Source organism: Exiguobacterium sp. s145 (assembly GCF_018618835.1).
Classification (GTDB): domain Bacteria; phylum Bacillota; class Bacilli; order Exiguobacteriales; family Exiguobacteriaceae; genus Exiguobacterium_A; species Exiguobacterium_A artemiae.
Map to the genome: position 1 here is coordinate 74,724 of NZ_JACSMV010000002.1, position 17,108 is coordinate 91,831.

A 17,108-nucleotide genomic window follows, 5' to 3' on the forward strand; every position below is an offset into this window, starting at 1 on the left:
GTTAATCCACCACAAAGTCCACACCATTTGCTCCTTCGACCGGTATCGTCCGTAACGTTTTTAAGTTGTCATCCGTGACGATCAACCGGCCTTTTCCGGAAAATGACGTTTTACTTTCCGTGAAATATGACGTCTTCTTATACGGATTCCGGTACAGGTAACGGTAATAGTTCCCCTCCTGCCAGAAATCAGGTCGGACCGGTTCAACCCGGAAGGCTTGTCCGAACGTCCACTTGACGAGCCGTTGATCCGTATCGTTTTCACCGGTGCCAATGATTTGATATCCGGTCTGTTTGTTGATCATCCGCATCGGTTCCGTCGCCCAGTAGTTGACATCATCCAATACTGAAAATGACTTTTGCTGCATCGTTCCGTCCGTCTTCAGCCGGATCATCACACCGTCGGTCGTTGCAAAATACGCAGTCTCTTTCGCGCCGTTTAACGCCGTATAAGCATACGGTTCGTCCACTTTTCGAATGACGCGTGATTTTCCGGTCGTCTGGTCGAGCAGGACCATACCGGCCGCCCCTTCTGGATCATCCTCGGTCCCGTTGTTGGCATAAGCAATCGTCTGATCCAGTTCAAGGATCGGTGAATCAAAGACCGGCATCAGCCGGTCTACAATCGGATACCGTTTGTCTGCCCGGACGTTGATCAACTGAATTTTTTCCTTTGGCTTCGAGGCATTCGATTCCAGCCAAACATCTTTCCCGTAATGGGCAACGGATGTGATCGCTGTATTCGGCACTTCGTGTTTTGTAAACGTGCCCCGTTTTAAATCGTACGTAAAAAAGTGATCGGCTTCGATGCCGTCCGGGTGATGCGCATAGATGTGCCGCGGATCCGTTCCTTTTTGTGACAGCATCATCTGATAAAAATCCGGGTCAGCAATTGCTTCTGTCTTCAGCTCTTTCCCCGTTTTCGATAGTGTCGTCATCAATCCCGGTTCCTGCGGATCATCCTGTGTTTCTTTATCAAAAATTTGGCGAGAATACCCCCACTTCTAAACGACGTGAAAGCGGGAGATGAATCGCCAACCTCCCTTTCGGGTATATTTCCTTTAAGGGAGGTGAAAAATGGTGTTGAAGCACAAGTCCTACAAATTCAGAATCTACCCCACAAAAGAGCAGGAAATCCTGATTGTGAAGACGATCGGCTGTTCGCGCTTCGTCTTCAACCACTTCCTGGCGAAGTGGGAGGAATTGTACAAGACCACTGGGAAAGGACTGTCCTACGGTTCTTGTTCCAAAGAGCTTCCTTTGTTGAAGCAGGAGTTCGACTGGTTGAAGGAAGTCGATAGCACATCTGTTCAGATCAGCGTCAAACATCTTGCCGATGCGTTTGACCGCTTCTTCAACAAGCAGAACGAACGTCCTCGATTCAAGTCGAAGCGTAATCCCGTCCAGTCGTACAAGACCAACATTCAAGGCAAAAACCAGCTTCCTGAAGTGTCAATCGTCGGAAACACGCTCAAACTTCCGAAGCTGAAATGGGTTCGTTTCGCCCATTCAAAACAGATCACAGGCCGTATCTTGAACGCCACGATCCGACGTAACGCTTCAGGAAAATACTTCGTCTCCCTGCTCGTCGAGCAGGAAATCCACGAACTGCCGAAGACCGGTTCATCCGTCGGCGTCGACGTCGGACTCAAGAACTTCGCCATCCTTTCGGATGGCACAATCTACCAAAACGACCGTTACTTCCGAACACTTGAGAAGAAACTGGCGCGCGAACAGCGTAAGCTCTCCCGCCGTCAACGCATCGCCCTGAACAAGAAAGTCAAGCTGTCCGAGTCGAGGAACTATCAGAAGCAGAAGCGAAAGGTTGCCCGCATCCACGAGAAGATCGTCAACAAGCGCACTGATTTCCTGCATAAGGTATCGACCGAGATCGTCCAAAACCACGACGTCATCGGGATCGAGACCTTGCAGGTGAAGAACATGCAGAAGAATCGTAAGTTAAGTAAGGCCATCTCGGATGTCAGCTGGTCAGAGTTCTTCCGTATGCTGGAATACAAGGCGGGCTGGTACGGGAAAACCGTTGTCAAGGTCGGCAAGACCTTTGCTTCGAGCCAACTGTGCTCGAGTTGCGATCATCAACACAAGGACGTGAAACATCTCAGCTTGCGAGAATGGACATGCCCGAATTGCGGGATTCACCATGACCGGGATGTGAACGCAGGACTAAATCTCAAACGAGAAGCGGAACGTATCTTAGCTTCTTCAACCGTCGGGACGACGGGGTTAGCCTGATCATTTTTCGACCGATAGGTCGGATAACTCAGGAATCCTCCACCTCTCAGCGTAGCGTAGGTGGAGGTAGTTCAAGACGGTTAATATCGCTTCCATACAGCAGCATGACCTGACCATCTTTCGGTGTAAACGTCATCGTCGTGAGATCCTTCGAAATGACCGGGTAGGAAACGGCTTTTGGTTCCTCCGGACGTAATCCGAGATATAAAGCACCTGCACTGACAAAAACGGCCAGTCCCGCCGTTCCGTACAGCATTCGTTTTTTCCATGGTTGAAGCATCTTCATCATCCTTTTTCTGTATCGTTATCCTCTTTATTATAGGTGTCATTTGGAAAATTGACCCTAATTGAAATAGAGAAAGACCAAGGATTTACGGAATAAATACCCAGTACTTTTTTTATTCAGGTGTCATTCATTTTTTTGAAAAACTGTCCGATAGATTAGTAAGCAACACGAATTACTCATCAGGAGGTTTATATGAACACGACTCGGACTCATTCCATCAGAACACGTTTACTGCTCATCATCAGCTTGATTCTCATCCTGTTCTTTGTTTTCAGCAGTGTCTCGCTTTACCTGACGACGAAACAAACGGCGTTATCGACGCTTAAAAAGACAGCGGAACAGGATGCGCTCCGGATTGCCAAAACGGTTGATTCCGACGCCTACCAAACATTTTTAACGAATCCGACGAATGACGCGACGTATGACCAATTACGCGAATCGCTTGATCAATTACGCAAACAAAACGGCTTGTTGTATGTCTATACGGCAAAAATCGATCAAGGTAAGGTCAAACTGTTGATTGACGGTCTTCCGATTGCTGACGCCGCGAAAATCAATGATCCGGCAACAGGAGCCGTCGCCTCTGACATGAAAGAAGTTTTACAGGGAAAAACCCACGCAACTGATGTCATTGATGATCCAAAGTACGGAAAATATATCAGCGTCTACGTCCCCTTAAAAAGTCCGACCGGTGACATCATCGGCATTTTAGGAACCGACATTGCCGCGAAAGATGTCGAGAACTTGACGTCTGCGATGCTCAAACAATCGTTGCCGCTCTTCATCGGTCTATTGGTCGGTTTACTGGCTATGACACTGGGGCTCCTCTACTACATACTCGGACGGAAATTAAAACCGCTCGAGACCCTGCAATCCGTCGCTAAGATGATTGCCGACGGAAAACTCGATCAGGCACAGCAAACGATGCATCATTTAAAAATTCCGGCAAAAGATGAAATTTATGCACTCGCCCGCTCGATTCAACAGATGAATGAAACACTTCGAACGATGATCGTCGACATCAAACGGACGACGGTACTCGTCACGGAAACGAGTCAGGCGATTGATGCCGGAACAACGGAGGTCTTGGACGGTTCGACGCAGATTGCCGAGACGATGTCGGAAATCGCGACCGGAACGGAAAGTCAGACCCATACGACACTCACCTTGACGGATGAGATGACCGGTTTCTCAAGGCTGGTCCAAAAAACCGCAGCTGACAGTCAAGAAATCGAACAGACGGTCGAGACGATGCGCAGCACGACGCAAGACGGACAAACCCAGATGAAGCAGTCCGTTGTCCGGATGAATACGATTCATGCGCATGTCGCGGAAGCTACGGAACAGGTCCGGCAATTAAAACAACAGTCAAGTGATATCCAAGCGCTCGTTACGATCATCCGGGACATCGCGGCGCAAACGAATTTACTTGCCTTGAACGCCGCCATCGAAGCGGCGCGTGCCGGTGAACAAGGCAAAGGATTTGCGGTCGTCGCAACCGAAGTGAAGAAACTGTCGACACATGTCGCAAGCAGCGTTGATCAAATTGCGGCAATCGTTCAGAACATCACCGGCAATTCGTCCCAAATGGAAGTCCGGTTTGCTGAGACGTTACAGGAGACGGTATCCGGTCAACAGGAAATTCAGGCGACGGACAACTCGTTTTCGCACATCGCGGCACAAGTCGGATTAGTGGCCTCGTCCGCTGCCGGGATGCGACAACAAATGCTGGCTGTTGCCCGGACGGAAGAACGGATCCGCAGTGCCTTGACTGAAATCGCCGCTGTCGCCGAAGAACATACGGCAGGTAACGAAGAAGTCGCCGCCGCCTCCGAACAGATGATTGCGACGATTACCGGACTGCATGTTCTGGTCGAGACGTTGAATGAAACATCGGCTTACTTGACAGATCAGACAGAGAAGTTTGAACTGGAATCTTGAAAAACGTCCGTTTCCTCGATGGGAAGCGGACGTTTGTTTGTGCTAACATTTAAATCGAATGCGCTGAACACGACTTGAAAGGAGTTTTTCCATTGAAACAAATCCATCACCTCTGTATCCAAACGACCAATTACACCGCGTCGAAAACCTTTTACGAACACCTCGGCTTCGAACTGGTCCAGGAATCCCCTGATTTCCACAGCCGTGCGTTTAACAGCTGGCTGAAGCTCGGTGACTTCTACATCGAACTGCAGACGAACAAAGTCGACGAGACCTTGACGTCCTATACGAAACATACGGCAGGTCCCGTTCATTTCGCGTTGTACGTCGATGATTTACAGGCAGAAGTCGCCCGGCTCGAACAGCTCGGGATTCCGTTTTTACCGAAACACGGCGGCAACATCTATTTCGTCGTCGACGGTCACCTCAGTAAACTGAAGGCACCGGAAGGAACGATCATTGAACTGCGGGATACATGGACGATTAAAGAGTAAACAGACATTTATGTTATCTCCATAAAAAATTAAGGAGTCGAGCACGTGGATAAAAACGAATTTAACATCTCTCAAAGAATGCAAAATGAATCTGACGTATTTTTTAAGACAGTACTTTCGAAAAATATTATTAGCGATCTTATGTTGGAGACGTTAGAAACCTTTAGTTCTATCAAAGGGATTATTCAAGGTCTTCAGAATTTTTCAAAAGAGTATCGAATAAATTATTTGGACACATTAATATCTCAATTATATATTTCAGGAAATTTCTCAGAAGAAAATATAGAGCAATTAAAGGAACGACTTCAAAATGACGAAATCGTTAAATTTTACATAAGCAGATGTCTTGATATTGCAGACCGTTCAAATTCGCCACGTGCAAAAGCAATGCTCGCAATTTATAGTGGGCGTGTTATTAATAATACAAAATTACTTGAAAGTCCTGAATCAGCTGTAATGCTAGATATATTAGGGAATGTTAATGATTTTGATTTGAATCACTTCGAAATGATTTATAAATATATGAATCATCATAACGAACGTAAAGTTAATATACATGAAAAAGCATCTGATATTATTTCCTTTGCAAGCACAAATCAATCTGAATCTAAAAATGATTGTATTGGAACTGTAAGTGATAACGATAAGTTATCTTTTATTTCTAGTGTAAAAAAATTGATTAACAATATGGCAATTGAACAAGTTACAGGGACATATGAATCTCTTGAATATTTTCTCATTGAAAAATCTCCTTACTCTGACAAAGTAATGGAGTTATGCCAAGAATATAAGATCTTATTCAATAAAGAATTATGAAACATAAACAAACGCTGATGCCGGTCAATTCTGGCATCAGCGTTTTTCTGATTCCTTTAGCTGTTCCTTCACTTGATTCCTAAGTTTTCGATATACGTCGTATCCGATTTGTCGAGTTGATCGGAAACCGTCTCTATGTCCGTCACCCGGACGTACCGGTCACCCTGCTTTTTGTAGACACTTCTTTGATCTCCCTGCAGAGGAGTATCATAGTACAATTCAATCCAGTCCCCGTCATCACTGACTTCAATTCCCGTTTCTTTTCGGACAATCGGATCGTGATTCTGCCGAACGAGTTCTTCGTTTTCCAGTTTAATCACGGTCTCGATGGAGGTATTAAATTTCTTTTTATAGTCAGGCGCCGGCGGTTCCCGGAACAGATAAAAAATCAGTAGGGCACCGAGGCCGGCAATAAGCATCTTCCGAAAATCCATCTGAACCCTCCTTTGACAGTTGATCCTGATTTTTTAGAACCGGTCGACGATCCGTAAATCAGACCGCTTGTCCCATCCTTTATCGGTGACCCGTTTTTGAAAAATCGTATGACGTGGTAACCCTTTTGAGAACAGCGGTGTCGGACGGATCGTCCGGCTCTGTAAATCGGATGCGCCGTATGCCAAATACAACTGCAACTGTCCGTCCGTTAACTTTGCCGCAATCGCTGTCACCGTTTCCGGAAAATGCGCGATCGCATCACACGTCGATTGATACGGCGGCAACTCGTTTTTCAGATGCATCCGCGCCTGGTTTTTGACCGACCATGGCAACGGTTGCCATGATTTCAACTGTTCCTCATACTGTTTTTCCGTCGCTTCCGATGTATCGGCCGCGTCGTAATAGACGACATCGATGTCCTGCTCCTCAGTCAAAGTCAGTCCCCAAATCAACGACCGGATGTAACCGGCGCAAATCCAGGCATCCGGCACTCCGAGGTGGTCGACGAGAGCCAACTGTTCTTGTAATGCTTCGTTTTCAAGTAACTGCTTGTAGATTCCGGTTGTGTCTTGCATCTGTCTTCCCCCCGATTATGTCTTGATCTTTTTCCATGTCTTCGGATAGGTCCGCAACTCTTTTTTTGTCGGATGTTCGGGGTCGAGTAGTTTTCCACGGCGTTCAAGGATCGTATCCGCCATCAAGAGCATAATGGCAAGCAACAGATAAACCCCGATGCTCGTGAAGAACGGCGGACTCAGGTTTAATACGACCGGCAAAAAAAGACCGACCAAGACGATGAAACAATAATCAATCACGTACTGGACTTGGATGATCCGCTTCATTGCCGGGTTCGGTGTCAGCGCCATATCCCGGTTGACTTCTTTTGAGTGCAGGCGGGCAATCAAGACCAGCGCAACGATGAGAACGGCGAACGGCCAGTAAGCTCCCCGATTGGCGACAATCAGGACGATACTTGTTCCGTACAACAGTGCACTCAACATGCGTTGTTTCATCAGACGCCGTTTTGCCTCCTGAATGAACCGGGTCCGCTCCTGTTTATTTTTCATGGATATTTCCTCCCCCTTACCAGGACGGCGGGTCATTTCGATGATGGATATCCAGTTCGTGATCGTTTGACGTATATGCACGATCATCCATTAACCGTTCCCGGTAACCGCGTCGTGCCGCTAAAATCGTCATTCCTACAGCAATCACGGCAAATATACCAATCATGATCATCGCCATTCCTCCTTTTAGAAATCTTCTACTTTATATCCTATTCGCTTCCATTTACCGGATGTCCTTTAACCAGATTAAGCGGTCCTTCTGGACGAATCGCAAAAATAAATTGATGGAATTTTTAGATAATTATCTCCATTCTGAACCAAAAAGGTTCTTTAATTGTATATAATGGTAAAATAATCATTTTAAAATGAAAAATATGTCATACAACTTTTGAGGGAGGAACTGTGATGAGCGATGTACGTAAAAATCCAATCGTCATCCGAATGAATGAACCATCATTTATTGAACCTGTTGTTTCGTTTTTTTATAGCCAAAGGATGATCGGAGGAACGGCCGATGCTTAAATTCATCTGGAATTCCTGGTGGCGTAACAAGGAGCGGTTTATCCTGCTCCTTGTCGGCGTCCTGATCGTCAGCACCGGCCTCAGTTACCTGATCGGGACGACGCAGGCAAACAACGGCACCGTCGTCGAAGAGTTGCAAAAACGTTGGGGCTCATCTTACGACATCGTCGTCCGGCCGCCCGGCAGCCGCAGTGTGACGGAAGACCTGAAACTGCTTGAGCCGAACTACATGAGCGGGCTCGATGGCGGCATCACGCGAAAACAATACGAAACGATCAAACAGATCACGGATGTTGAAGTTGCGGCACCGATTGCCATGATCGGGAATTACTATGCAGATGCCCAACTGGGTACGTATGATTTCAAAGAGCCCGGTATCTATAAAGTTACGATCCAAGACGTTCAGGATACCGGTTTACAACAGGAAAAGGAAACAAACTCCTACTTTTTAGGTGCCGGGTGGTCTCCTTCCGAAAGTGATGGCTTAAACCGGGATCTTTCGCCGCAAGAGTTGGGAAAACAACCACTGATGGAGTTCGGCAGTGCGACGATGCTCGCCGGAATCGATCCGGAAGCAGAGGCAAAACTTGTCGGTCTTGATCAAGCGACGAAAAAAGCGACACATAGCCGTTACTTTACAAAAGACGATATCGCAACAGACAACGGAAACGATGTCTGGAAGATCCCATTGATTTTAAACAGTCATGAATACGTCGATGCCTACCGGAAGTATCGTTACGAAAAAGTCGATGTGTCCTTAGTCAATGATTCGATGACCGAGACCGTCCAGGACATTATGAAAAAAGGCGGGAAATCGTATCTGAAGACGCTTCCGCTTCAACCTGCGAAAGTCTACAAGATTACGACAAACGAAACCTCTGAAGAACTGGTCAACGACATCTTAAAAGGAACGGTTCCGTCCAAACCAACCGGAAGCTTCGATTGGATGTACTTAAAGCCTTCCTCCGTTGAATACCAGGCGCTCGCGAGTCCGTTCGCTACACGATGGCCGTTTGCCTATCAGATCACACCACAGGAAGTGCCGGAAGATATTCAATTGGCCAAACGAACGATGTACCGAAAAGCACGGACATTTGGAGATACGTCCATCAATTTTAAATCCGTACCGAAGATGACTTTAAATTTCATCGGTGTCTTTGATCCACAAAAGCTGAACATTCCAAAGGATCCATTGACGGAACTGCCGATGGAAACGTACTTCCCGGCGAAAGCCCAGTGGGTTATGGACAAAGACGAACGGCCCGTCAATCCCGTCCGTGACGTCAAGCCAACGAATGACCCGTATGACTTCCTGACGAAACCGCCGTCGATGCTGACGACGCTCGATGCGGCGTTCAAACTCCGTGGCGACAAAGCCATCTCGGCCATCCGGGTCAACGTCAAAGGGGTCGAAGCCATGAATGCGACGAGCGAAAAAAAATTACAGGCGGTCGCGCAAGAGATTGAAGACAAGACAGGACTGATTACTGATGTTACACTCGGGTCCTCGCCGCAGCTCGCCCTGACCTACCTGCCCGGCTTAAAAAATGAATCGGCTTTAGGATGGGTCCAGCAACCGTGGATCAAACTCGGTTCCTCGATGGCGATTTTCCAGGAAGCAAAAGTCGGGATGAGCGGCGTCATCGCAAGTGTGATTGCGGTCGCGCTCGTTTATGTCTTCAGTTCAAACGTCATCTTGCTCTATGCCCGTAAAAAAGAGTTTGCGATTCTACTGTCACTCGGCTGGCGTCCGCGTCAGCTGTCGAAGCTGCTGTTTTTAGAGGCGACACTGCTCGGAACGTTCGTCGCCCTGATTTCCTGGACGATTCTCGGTTCGTTCTGGCTGACGACGGATCACCCGATCGCCCTCGGCCGGATCCTTTTGATCGGACTCGCCGGTCTGTTGATTTATTGGGGCGGCACGCTCGTCCCGATGGCTCTGATCCGCCGCATCCGGCCGTTTGAAAGCATGCGGTCCGGTGAAGTCTCAAAAGGCCGCCGGTTTGTCCGGTCGCAATCGATTTTCGGGATGAGTCTCAATCAACTGTTCACCTACTGGCAACGGACATTGCTGTCAATCGTCGCAATTGCCCTGCCGACCAGTCTGTTTATCTTCTTCCTGTTCGTGACGTTCCGACTGAAAGGCGTCTTATATGCGACCTGGCTCGGTGAATATGTCGCGCTTGAAGTCGGAACGATGCATTACGTCGCGATGGCGGTCGCCCTCTTGATTGCGATTCTGACAACAACGGAAATCATGTGGCAAAACGTCAATGAGCGAAAACCGCAACTGGCCGTCTTAAAAGCAACCGGTTGGCGCGACGGTTGGATCCGGCTGCTCGTCCTGACAGAAGGCATGCTGACCGGGTTGTTCGCCGGTCTGATCGGTCTCTTGCTTGCGCTCGCGATGATCGGATACGTCTACAACCAATTCCCGGTTAATGAGCTGTTTTTCCTCAGTGTGATGCTGTTCATCCCGGTCGTGACCGGGGTCCTCGGTGCCCTGTTGCCGGCACAGCGGGCCGTCCGGATTACGCCGAATGCGGCAATCGGCAGTGTCGCCGTCAATACACAGGCGACGGAACGCCGCTTTAAACTGGCGCTCGGCACGATCGGTGTCGTCTTAGTCGCCGGCGTCTCCAGCCTGTTCCTGTTTGCAGCAAACGAAGATATCACGCAAGCACCAAAACAGGCGCAGGATAAACCGCCTGCCGTTCAAACGACCGGTGCGAAAATGGCCGATTTAAACCAGACCGATTCGAAGAAAAAGACGGCGGTTTCGCAGACGGAAACCGATAAAAAAATCAAGAAGCTGATGAAAAAAGGTATGGTGCAGACGACTCCGGGCGGTGAACAGATCAACAATCAGTTCTTTTATGTCGCTCCGCTGATCGAAACACCAAAAGAGCTCGATTTACAAGAAAAACCGGGTTACCGTTTTGTGACGCTTCCGGTGACCATGCAGGATAATCAGGATCCCCGCTCAAAAGGTTTGGTAGCCAATTATCGGCCAAGTACCTATGCGATGACCGCTCCTGACGGGAAAGAATACTTGCCGGTTGATTATGTCAATCATAATGAAAAAGCCTGGAAGTTCAGTTATCAGTATGTTTCAGGCGAAAAATCACGTGTTGATCTCGTCTATCAAGTACCGGAAGACGAAAAAGTATTGGTCCTGTATGCATCGGATGATGCGTTCCCGAGAACGGTCACCGTCAAAATCGAGTTGCCTCCGGTAGCAAAGGCTTTGACGGATCAAGAAGAACAAGCGGTAAAACAGATGATGAATAAAGGTGTCGTCAAGACCTATCCGGGTGATCCGCTTCAGAAAAAAGCAGTGTTTCATGTGGACGCTATGTTGCCGAATCCGCCGAAAGAGTTGAAATTAAAACCGCGGAGCGGTTACCAATTGGTCACGTTGCCGTTGATTTTTCAGGATACGTATTACGATTATGACGGAAGTTCCGTGAATTACCGGCCGAATACGTTCACGCTGCAAGCACCGGACGGAACCGAGTATGAACAAATCGATTACGTCAACCGAAACGAAAAAGCATGGAAAAATGGATTCCAGTATTATCCTCCGTTTCGTTCGCAAATCGATTTTGTTTATGAAGTGCCGGACGATCAGTCTGTTTTCGTCATGTATGCGTCAAGTGAAGCGTTTCCGAAACCGACGACCGTCAAAATTGAACTGGATTAAAAAATGCTCCCTTCCACTGACGGAAGGGAGCATTTTTAGTTAGAGCCGGATCAGCACGATACCGACAATCATCAGCCCGAGGCTGACCAGTTGAACACCGGTGACCGGCGTTTTCGCTGCGCCAAACAAACCGAACCGGTCAATTAGCAGACTGCCGGTCAACAGACCGATGGTGACGATGACGACAGCAGCACCCGCTCCGACAAGCGGCACGATGACGGCATTGCCGGCGATGAACAAAGCACCGATCAAGCCGCCGATCCAAATCCACCATGGTGTCGGGAGCGACCGATCGAACTGCCACTTCGTCCGGACAATCAGATTGACAAGCAACAGGGTCACCGTTCCGACGACAAAGGAAATCAACGCTGCTTTAATGGCGGAATCAAGCACCACTCCGAGATGCCCGTTGATCGCGGCTTGGGCGGCACTCATCATTCCCATGACGACACCCATGATCCGCCACCCGTAAATCGTCGGATCGACAGGCTTCGCTTGTTCCGGATGCCGGCGTTTTGCGAGCCAGTCACCGAGCGCAACGGTACCGACGACACCGAGCAGGACAAATCCGGCGCCGAGCAGACGACTTGGGGAAACCGGAGTGACGGCGGTCGAAAACCAACCGAAATTATCAATCAACAGACCCATCAAGACCTGTCCAAAAATCGGCATGATGACGGTCTGAACACCGCCGATTCGCGGGAACAGTAGAATGTTTCCGGTTAAAAAGATGACACCGAGCACACCGCCGATCCAAATCCAGGCGGGTTCCGACCAGACACCCGGATTCAGACGGAAATTCTGTTCCACGAACAGCGTCAGGACGATCAAAAAAACCGTCCCGATGCTGAAAGAGAGCAGAGAGGCAAGGAACGGCGAGCCGACGATGCCGCGTAAGCGTGTGTTGACACTCGTTTGAACGGGAACGAGGATCCCGATGATTAATCCGATGATAATGGCAAGAATAAGAAGCCCTCCTTTTGTACGAGTCGTTCCTATCATATGCCAGAGCCGGACAGGAAAGCGATTTGCCTGCTTATACCGTCAGTTGAACACAAGAAAAAGCACCCGAATGCTACAGATGCTTTTTCAACAAATGGATGTAGTCAGCGGTATTCTTTGCTCATCGGCTGTTCCGGATCGGCTCGATGGATTCGGTACTCGAGGACGATTTCGATGACGATTCCAATCAGCATGAATCCTGCCACGTATAGCAGTGCCATGTCCGTATCATCTCTAAGTTCAGTAGTGACGATCAGGAGCAACATGAGTGAAATAATACCAAAACCCATGATGGACCGGAGTTGAACCAACCACTTGGCACGTGTCGAATCTGACAGCCGGCTGATTTCGAAACTTTCGCGACCTAACATCACGCCGGAAACCGCGAGTGCACAGATCAGTACCAGCATCGACCAAATGGATTGGTCAAAAAAATGAGCCGCTAAAAAGGCGCCGCCGGTAACGACGGCCGATAGAATCCGGGCCGGCTTCGTTCTCTTGCGGATGGTTTGAATGGTTTGGATCCGTTCTTGTTTGTTCATCTTCTCACCTCATGACGATCATACGTGTTCTGGCTATAATGATTCCCTCTTTTTGTAAAAATTATGCCAGTCCTTTGCCTCCGTGCGGCTGATCTTCCAGCAACCGCTCAACTTGCAACAAAATCGGTCTCACCTGTTCAATCAACTGCCGGGTCGCTGGCAACTGTAAAGACGCAGCATGCGCCGCTTGATCCGTCCAAATTTCCCGGACCATTACGGTATCAGCTTCTTCGGTCGTACTGACGATATACTGCTCACAATCTGAGACATCTTGTAAGGACGTTGCTGCTTCTAACAGTACCTCCACCAATCGGTGTCCCTCACCGGGTTGGGTCGTGAACTTTGTCCATAATCCGTAAAACATCTTGATTTCCCCCTTCATGATTGGATGATTACTTATTTGAATGAAAATTCCTGGGAACACTTGGGTAATACGAACGTATAGAAAGTAACAGCTTACATAAGAAAAAGGAGGATCCTCTATTGAAAAAACGTCTGCTTGTCACGACTGGTTTGTATCTGCTCGTCATGATGATGACGATTTACGCCATCTTTTTCGAACAATCCGATTCGACTTTTCTGCTGATCATTCAACTCGGACTGTTGGTCCACTTCTACTTCCAGTACCGGATGGCATACATTGTACCTGATCAGGATCTTCCTACTGCACCATTTCGATTGAATGTCCTTCGAACCGGCTTGATTGTAGCAGCCTTCGTCTCGTACATAATGCTTGATTCCGTGCCGCTCCTGCTCGCAACGGTTGTCGCTTTGGCGCTCGCTGTCCCGACGCTTGTCTCCTACGTCCGGTTACGAACACAGAAAAACTGACGCGTTCAGCTTATTCCCGTTCCGGTAACGAGCGGGTCCGGCCGACGAAAACGACCTGTTGTTTCACCAGTCGAAAGACCTGGTATTCACCGCGCGGATCGGTGTTCAATTGAACGGCGACCTGATGCCGGGCTTCTTTCGAAGAAGCTGTCTTGTCATAGGCAGACCTGACCGCAATGATCGTCTCTTTGCCATATTGCGCGGCGACATGTGTCGTCACCCGGGCCCGTACGATTTGTTCAAACGTCTCATCCTGTTCCTGCTCAAGAAAAAACCAACCGATGCCGCCGATCATTCCTAATAAGAGTAGTGCCAGTACCGTCTTTCGCATTTCGAACGCCCCGTTTCCGTTTTGTTCTCTGTAGACAGAATTCGCTGTTCATTAAAGATTTCCTGCTTTTTAAAGAAAGACCGCGATGGAAAGGAATCCTTCAAAAACAAGCCGTGCAACCGATTCCCGAAAAGAGAGTGGTTGCACGGCTTGTTTGTTACTGCTTTAATTCTTCAACCCGCTAAGCGTCTCAGGGGCTGTTTCAAAATTCAAATCAGTTCTGTTTGTCCTTCCGGTACGTCAGACCGATGAACTGTGATTTCTGATTAAACAATTTCCGGTACGACATGTAACCAACGAGGACAGCCGACGTCGCTGCCGTCGTCAGCAACAGGAATAAGATCAGCAATTGGTACAGGACGGCTTCCATCGGATTGGCCCCGCCGATGATCAGACCGCTCATCATGCCCGGCAGTTGAACCAAACCCATCGTCTTCTGCGCTTCGATCGTCGGAATCATACTCGTCCGGATGGCACTTTTTAGACTGGTATCAATCGCCGTTTTCGTATCACCGCCGAGGGATAAAATCAATTCGATCACTTCGTCACTGCGTTCGACCTCGTCCTTAAACTTGTTCAAGAATAACAGCGACAGAATCATACAGTTCCCGATCACCATCCCGCTGATTGGAATGACTTGCTGGGCTTCAAACGGAATGATGTTTAGACCGAGCATCAGCCCCATCGTCAGCACTTCGACCGAAATCAGCGTCGCAAGAACAATCCACTGGATCCCGGGAATCCCGTCGCCCTTGCGGATGACGTTGAGCGTCGCCGCTCCGATCATCAGCAGAATCATCAACAGGATATAGATCGGACTGTCGCTCTCGAAAACAAACGTCAGAATATAGCCGATGATCAGCAATTGAATGATGGAACGGACGGTCGCAATCAGGATATCTTTTTCGAGACCGAGCTTCAGCGTAAAGGCAAGAATCAGCGGAATCGCAATGAAAATCAGCGACGTCGCCAGTTGGACGTAACTCATAACGATTCCCCCTTCAAGAAGGCTTCGATGTCCGGGCGTGTTCCGTCCGGTTCAAGCAGCGAAACGTCCCCGTGCTCAAGCAATTGGCCGTCCTTTAAGAACCAGACCTCTTCACTGACACGCCGTGCCTGATCAAGATCATGCGTGATCCAGATGACGGTCACCTGAAGCTCGCGTTGCAGACGCTGAATCAGCTGTTCGATTTCCTTAACCATCCGAAAATCAAGACTGGCCGTGATTTCGTCAAGCAACAAGACATCCGGTCGATTGACAAGCGTCCGGGCAATCGCGAGCCGGCTTCGTTCACCGCCCGACAACTCTTTGACCGGTTGCTTCAAGTCGACATGGAGGTCGACTTGTTCGAGCAGCCGCTTCGCTTCATCCGGTGCCAATGTCTCGTGAAAAATTGTTTTCGGCAAACTGAGATTATCCATGACGGACCCCGGCAGCATCGGCGCACTTTGAAACGCCATTCCGATCTGTTTCCGCAGTTCGACGAGGTTCATCTGTTCCAAGTCCTCGCCACGGTAACGAATCCGACCGCTGTCCGGGGAAATCAATCCGTTGATTTGTTTTAAGCACGTCGATTTACCGGCACCGCTTGGTCCGACGAGCGTCGTGATTTTTCCTTCCGTAAAAGCACCTGAGATGCCACGGAGTATGTGTTTGTACTGCACGTCTTCAAAGGTAATGATCGACACGTCTGCTTCACCTGACTTTCTGGTTTCAATTAATCCGCTATGAAACAGGTATACCCGAAAATCACAAAAACATACAACGCCTCGACGCGCTGTATGTTCAAAAAACCGTTTATTTGGCTTCTTTTGGGTCAATCAGCGGCCGCACTTCCATCCGCCAGCCGTACTTCTGTGCTTCCGGTAACTGGGTCGTCGGATGAAGTAACGCCAAGTCGACCGCCCGTTCCAAATCATCCGCTTCAAACACGATCAGACTGCCGATCTGTTCCGTTTTGTCCGGATCCGGTCCGTCCTGATGCTGAATCTGACCGTCGAGAAGCCGGGCCCGTTTCGTTTCGGCTCCCGGATGCCATTCATACAGAACGTTGAGCTTCGTAAAAAACGTTTCGAGCGGTGGATTACACCGTTCCATGACGGCATCGAGCTCTTGTTGCGAGGACTGATTCATCTTTTCTGCATCGTAATAACCGATGAATAGAAATAACATCTGATCCCTCCTAGTTCCAAGGCTTTCCTGAGACGTCGTTCATTATTTAAGTACCCTGTTTTCAATCGATGTAATACAAAACACCTTGTCTCCGTCGAGGAAACAAGGTGCCGCTTATTTATTGGCGATTTTGCGTAACAGATACAGAGCGTATAGCATTGACGGAATCGCCATGACGAGGACTGCTATGCGCAGCAAACCAAAAATGAAATTCAAATCCGTGTAATCCATTCGCACTTCCCTCTTTCTTAATGTAACGATTTGGCGACGACTTGGCGCATCTTTTCAAAGCCAAGCCGCTCGTAGAAGACATCGACCCCGTCGTTGCTCATCCAGTAGTCGAGATCAATTTTATGTATGTCTTGTTCGAGTGCCCGGCGCTCGACTTCAACCAACAACTGACGGCCGAACCCTTGCTGCTGTTTGTCATCGACAATACAGAGATGGTGGACGCGGGCTTTCGAATGGGCAAACTGAAAGGCACTTTCCGGGCGCCGGAGATATTCAATCCAGACGTATCCGATCGCTTCCCCGTCGAGTTCCGCCAGCAAAAACTGATGGGTTCCGGTTCCGACGATTTTCGCAAAAAACGCCCGGACTGTCGTAAAGTCAAACGGTTTAAAGAAGTCGGGCTGTTGCACGACATGCGGCTCATGGACGTAGCGATTCAGCCTAGCTAATGTATCCAGGTCCGTTGTCTCGACAATCTGCAT

At 48.7% G+C, this 17,108-nt stretch carries 20 protein-coding genes; 6 read left to right on the forward strand and 14 right to left on the reverse strand.

Annotated features, from left to right (window positions below; all coding sequences use genetic code 11):
* Position 1: 1 nt before the first annotated feature.
* Positions 2 to 937 carry a hypothetical protein gene (locus KNQ07_RS03305; protein WP_251139447.1) on the reverse strand — a complete coding sequence of 312 codons (936 nt, stop codon included), beginning with the start codon at positions 935 to 937 and terminating at the stop codon, positions 2 to 4.
* Between the two features lie 142 nt (positions 938 to 1,079).
* On the opposite strand from KNQ07_RS03305, the gene tnpB reads away from it, so the two are divergent.
* Positions 1,080 to 2,252, forward strand: a complete 1,173-nt coding sequence (gene tnpB, locus KNQ07_RS03310) for an IS200/IS605 family element RNA-guided endonuclease TnpB (RefSeq protein WP_214764803.1) — start codon at positions 1,080 to 1,082, stop codon at positions 2,250 to 2,252.
* 46 nt (positions 2,253 to 2,298) lie between these two features.
* On the opposite strand, the gene KNQ07_RS03315 is transcribed toward tnpB, so the two are convergent.
* Positions 2,299 to 2,532: a hypothetical protein gene (locus tag KNQ07_RS03315; protein WP_251139449.1), complete on the reverse strand. Its 234-nt coding sequence runs from the start codon at positions 2,530 to 2,532 to the stop codon at positions 2,299 to 2,301.
* A 198-nt stretch (positions 2,533 to 2,730) separates the two neighbouring features.
* On the opposite strand from KNQ07_RS03315, the gene KNQ07_RS03320 reads away from it, so the two are divergent.
* The 3 genes from KNQ07_RS03320 (at position 2,731) to KNQ07_RS03330 (ending at position 5,789) form a co-directional block, all read left to right on the forward strand.
* Positions 2,731 to 4,479 carry a methyl-accepting chemotaxis protein gene (locus tag KNQ07_RS03320; protein ID WP_214764804.1) on the forward strand — a complete coding sequence of 583 codons (1,749 nt, stop codon included), beginning with the start codon at positions 2,731 to 2,733 and terminating at the stop codon, positions 4,477 to 4,479.
* A 92-nt stretch (positions 4,480 to 4,571) separates the two neighbouring features.
* Complete coding sequence (locus KNQ07_RS03325) at positions 4,572 to 4,973, forward strand: VOC family protein (RefSeq protein ID WP_214764805.1); 402 nt, start codon at positions 4,572 to 4,574, stop codon at positions 4,971 to 4,973.
* Positions 4,974 to 5,018: 45 nt separating this feature from the next.
* A complete protein-coding gene (locus tag KNQ07_RS03330; protein ID WP_261966320.1) occupies positions 5,019 to 5,789 on the forward strand; it encodes a hypothetical protein in 771 nt (256 codons plus the stop codon).
* Positions 5,790 to 5,857: 68 nt separating this feature from the next.
* On the opposite strand, the gene KNQ07_RS03335 is transcribed toward KNQ07_RS03330, so the two are convergent.
* The 4 genes from KNQ07_RS03335 to KNQ07_RS03350 are packed head-to-tail and all read right to left on the reverse strand — an operon-like array spanning position 5,858 to position 7,463.
* Positions 5,858 to 6,223: a hypothetical protein gene (locus KNQ07_RS03335; RefSeq protein ID WP_214764806.1), complete on the reverse strand. Its 366-nt coding sequence runs from the start codon at positions 6,221 to 6,223 to the stop codon at positions 5,858 to 5,860.
* A gap of 33 nt (positions 6,224 to 6,256) precedes the next feature.
* Positions 6,257 to 6,799 carry a nucleotidyltransferase family protein gene (locus tag KNQ07_RS03340; RefSeq protein WP_214764807.1) on the reverse strand — a complete coding sequence of 181 codons (543 nt, stop codon included), beginning with the start codon at positions 6,797 to 6,799 and terminating at the stop codon, positions 6,257 to 6,259.
* Positions 6,800 to 6,814: 15 nt separating this feature from the next.
* Positions 6,815 to 7,291, reverse strand: coding sequence for a hypothetical protein (locus tag KNQ07_RS03345; RefSeq protein ID WP_214764808.1), 477 nt, complete (start codon positions 7,289 to 7,291; stop codon positions 6,815 to 6,817).
* Positions 7,292 to 7,307: 16 nt separating this feature from the next.
* On the reverse strand, positions 7,308 to 7,463 hold the full coding sequence (locus KNQ07_RS03350) for a hypothetical protein (RefSeq protein ID WP_214764809.1): 156 nt from the start codon (positions 7,461 to 7,463) through the stop codon (positions 7,308 to 7,310).
* Positions 7,464 to 7,805: 342 nt separating this feature from the next.
* On the opposite strand from KNQ07_RS03350, the gene KNQ07_RS03355 reads away from it, so the two are divergent.
* Positions 7,806 to 11,516 (forward strand): FtsX-like permease family protein, encoded by a 3,711-nt coding sequence (locus KNQ07_RS03355; protein ID WP_214764810.1) that lies wholly within the window; start codon positions 7,806 to 7,808, stop codon positions 11,514 to 11,516.
* A 39-nt stretch (positions 11,517 to 11,555) separates the two neighbouring features.
* Here the strand turns inward: KNQ07_RS03355 and KNQ07_RS03360 are convergent, their stop codons facing one another.
* The 3 genes from KNQ07_RS03360 to KNQ07_RS03370 form a co-directional block, all read right to left on the reverse strand.
* A complete protein-coding gene (locus tag KNQ07_RS03360; protein ID WP_012370380.1) occupies positions 11,556 to 12,518 on the reverse strand; it encodes a DMT family transporter in 963 nt (320 codons plus the stop codon).
* Positions 12,519 to 12,622: 104 nt separating this feature from the next.
* A complete protein-coding gene (locus KNQ07_RS03365) occupies positions 12,623 to 13,060 on the reverse strand; it encodes a hypothetical protein (RefSeq protein WP_214764811.1) in 438 nt (145 codons plus the stop codon).
* A gap of 61 nt (positions 13,061 to 13,121) precedes the next feature.
* Entirely contained in the window at positions 13,122 to 13,424 is a 303-nt protein-coding gene (locus KNQ07_RS03370; protein WP_214764812.1) for a putative quinol monooxygenase, read from the reverse strand.
* A gap of 119 nt (positions 13,425 to 13,543) precedes the next feature.
* On the opposite strand from KNQ07_RS03370, the gene KNQ07_RS03375 reads away from it, so the two are divergent.
* Complete coding sequence (locus KNQ07_RS03375; RefSeq protein ID WP_012370377.1) at positions 13,544 to 13,891, forward strand: hypothetical protein; 348 nt, start codon at positions 13,544 to 13,546, stop codon at positions 13,889 to 13,891.
* A gap of 10 nt (positions 13,892 to 13,901) precedes the next feature.
* Here KNQ07_RS03375 and KNQ07_RS03380 read toward each other — a convergent pair whose 3' ends face one another.
* The 5 genes from KNQ07_RS03380 to KNQ07_RS03400 form a co-directional block, all read right to left on the reverse strand.
* A complete protein-coding gene (locus KNQ07_RS03380; RefSeq protein ID WP_012370376.1) occupies positions 13,902 to 14,222 on the reverse strand; it encodes a hypothetical protein in 321 nt (106 codons plus the stop codon).
* A gap of 214 nt (positions 14,223 to 14,436) precedes the next feature.
* A complete protein-coding gene (locus KNQ07_RS03385; RefSeq protein WP_012370375.1) occupies positions 14,437 to 15,210 on the reverse strand; it encodes an ABC transporter permease in 774 nt (257 codons plus the stop codon).
* Complete coding sequence (locus KNQ07_RS03390; protein ID WP_214764813.1) at positions 15,207 to 15,911, reverse strand: ABC transporter ATP-binding protein; 705 nt, start codon at positions 15,909 to 15,911, stop codon at positions 15,207 to 15,209. Before KNQ07_RS03390 ends, KNQ07_RS03385 begins: the two co-directional genes overlap by 4 nt.
* A gap of 109 nt (positions 15,912 to 16,020) precedes the next feature.
* Complete coding sequence (locus KNQ07_RS03395; RefSeq protein ID WP_012370373.1) at positions 16,021 to 16,395, reverse strand: YciI family protein; 375 nt, start codon at positions 16,393 to 16,395, stop codon at positions 16,021 to 16,023.
* 248 nt (positions 16,396 to 16,643) lie between these two features.
* Entirely contained in the window at positions 16,644 to 17,108 is a 465-nt protein-coding gene (locus KNQ07_RS03400) for a GNAT family N-acetyltransferase (protein ID WP_214764814.1), read from the reverse strand.

Coding starts and splice junctions, on each gene's coding strand:
- KNQ07_RS03340 (WP_214764807.1), bottom strand. CDS start 6,799: ATGCAAGACACAACCGGAATCTACAAGCAGTTACTTGAAAACGAAGCA.
- KNQ07_RS03365 (WP_214764811.1), bottom strand. CDS start 13,060: ATGAACAAACAAGAACGGATCCAAACCATTCAAACCATCCGCAAGAGA.
- KNQ07_RS03315 (WP_251139449.1), bottom strand. CDS start 2,532: ATGCTTCAACCATGGAAAAAACGAATGCTGTACGGAACGGCGGGACTG.
- KNQ07_RS03355 (WP_214764810.1), top strand. CDS start 7,806: ATGCTTAAATTCATCTGGAATTCCTGGTGGCGTAACAAGGAGCGGTTT.
- KNQ07_RS03320 (WP_214764804.1), top strand. CDS start 2,731: ATGAACACGACTCGGACTCATTCCATCAGAACACGTTTACTGCTCATC.
- KNQ07_RS03370 (WP_214764812.1), bottom strand. CDS start 13,424: ATGTTTTACGGATTATGGACAAAGTTCACGACCCAACCCGGTGAGGGA.
- KNQ07_RS03400 (WP_214764814.1), bottom strand. CDS start 17,108: ATGCAGATTGTCGAGACAACGGACCTGGATACATTAGCTAGGCTGAAT.
- KNQ07_RS03345 (WP_214764808.1), bottom strand. CDS start 7,291: ATGAAAAATAAACAGGAGCGGACCCGGTTCATTCAGGAGGCAAAACGG.
- KNQ07_RS03395 (WP_012370373.1), bottom strand. CDS start 16,395: ATGTTATTTCTATTCATCGGTTATTACGATGCAGAAAAGATGAATCAG.
- KNQ07_RS03380 (WP_012370376.1), bottom strand. CDS start 14,222: ATGCGAAAGACGGTACTGGCACTACTCTTATTAGGAATGATCGGCGGC.
- KNQ07_RS03335 (WP_214764806.1), bottom strand. CDS start 6,223: ATGGATTTTCGGAAGATGCTTATTGCCGGCCTCGGTGCCCTACTGATT.
- KNQ07_RS03350 (WP_214764809.1), bottom strand. CDS start 7,463: ATGATCATGATTGGTATATTTGCCGTGATTGCTGTAGGAATGACGATT.
- KNQ07_RS03385 (WP_012370375.1), bottom strand. CDS start 15,210: ATGAGTTACGTCCAACTGGCGACGTCGCTGATTTTCATTGCGATTCCG.
- KNQ07_RS03305 (WP_251139447.1), bottom strand. CDS start 937: ATGACGACACTATCGAAAACGGGGAAAGAGCTGAAGACAGAAGCAATT.
- KNQ07_RS03360 (WP_012370380.1), bottom strand. CDS start 12,518: ATGATAGGAACGACTCGTACAAAAGGAGGGCTTCTTATTCTTGCCATT.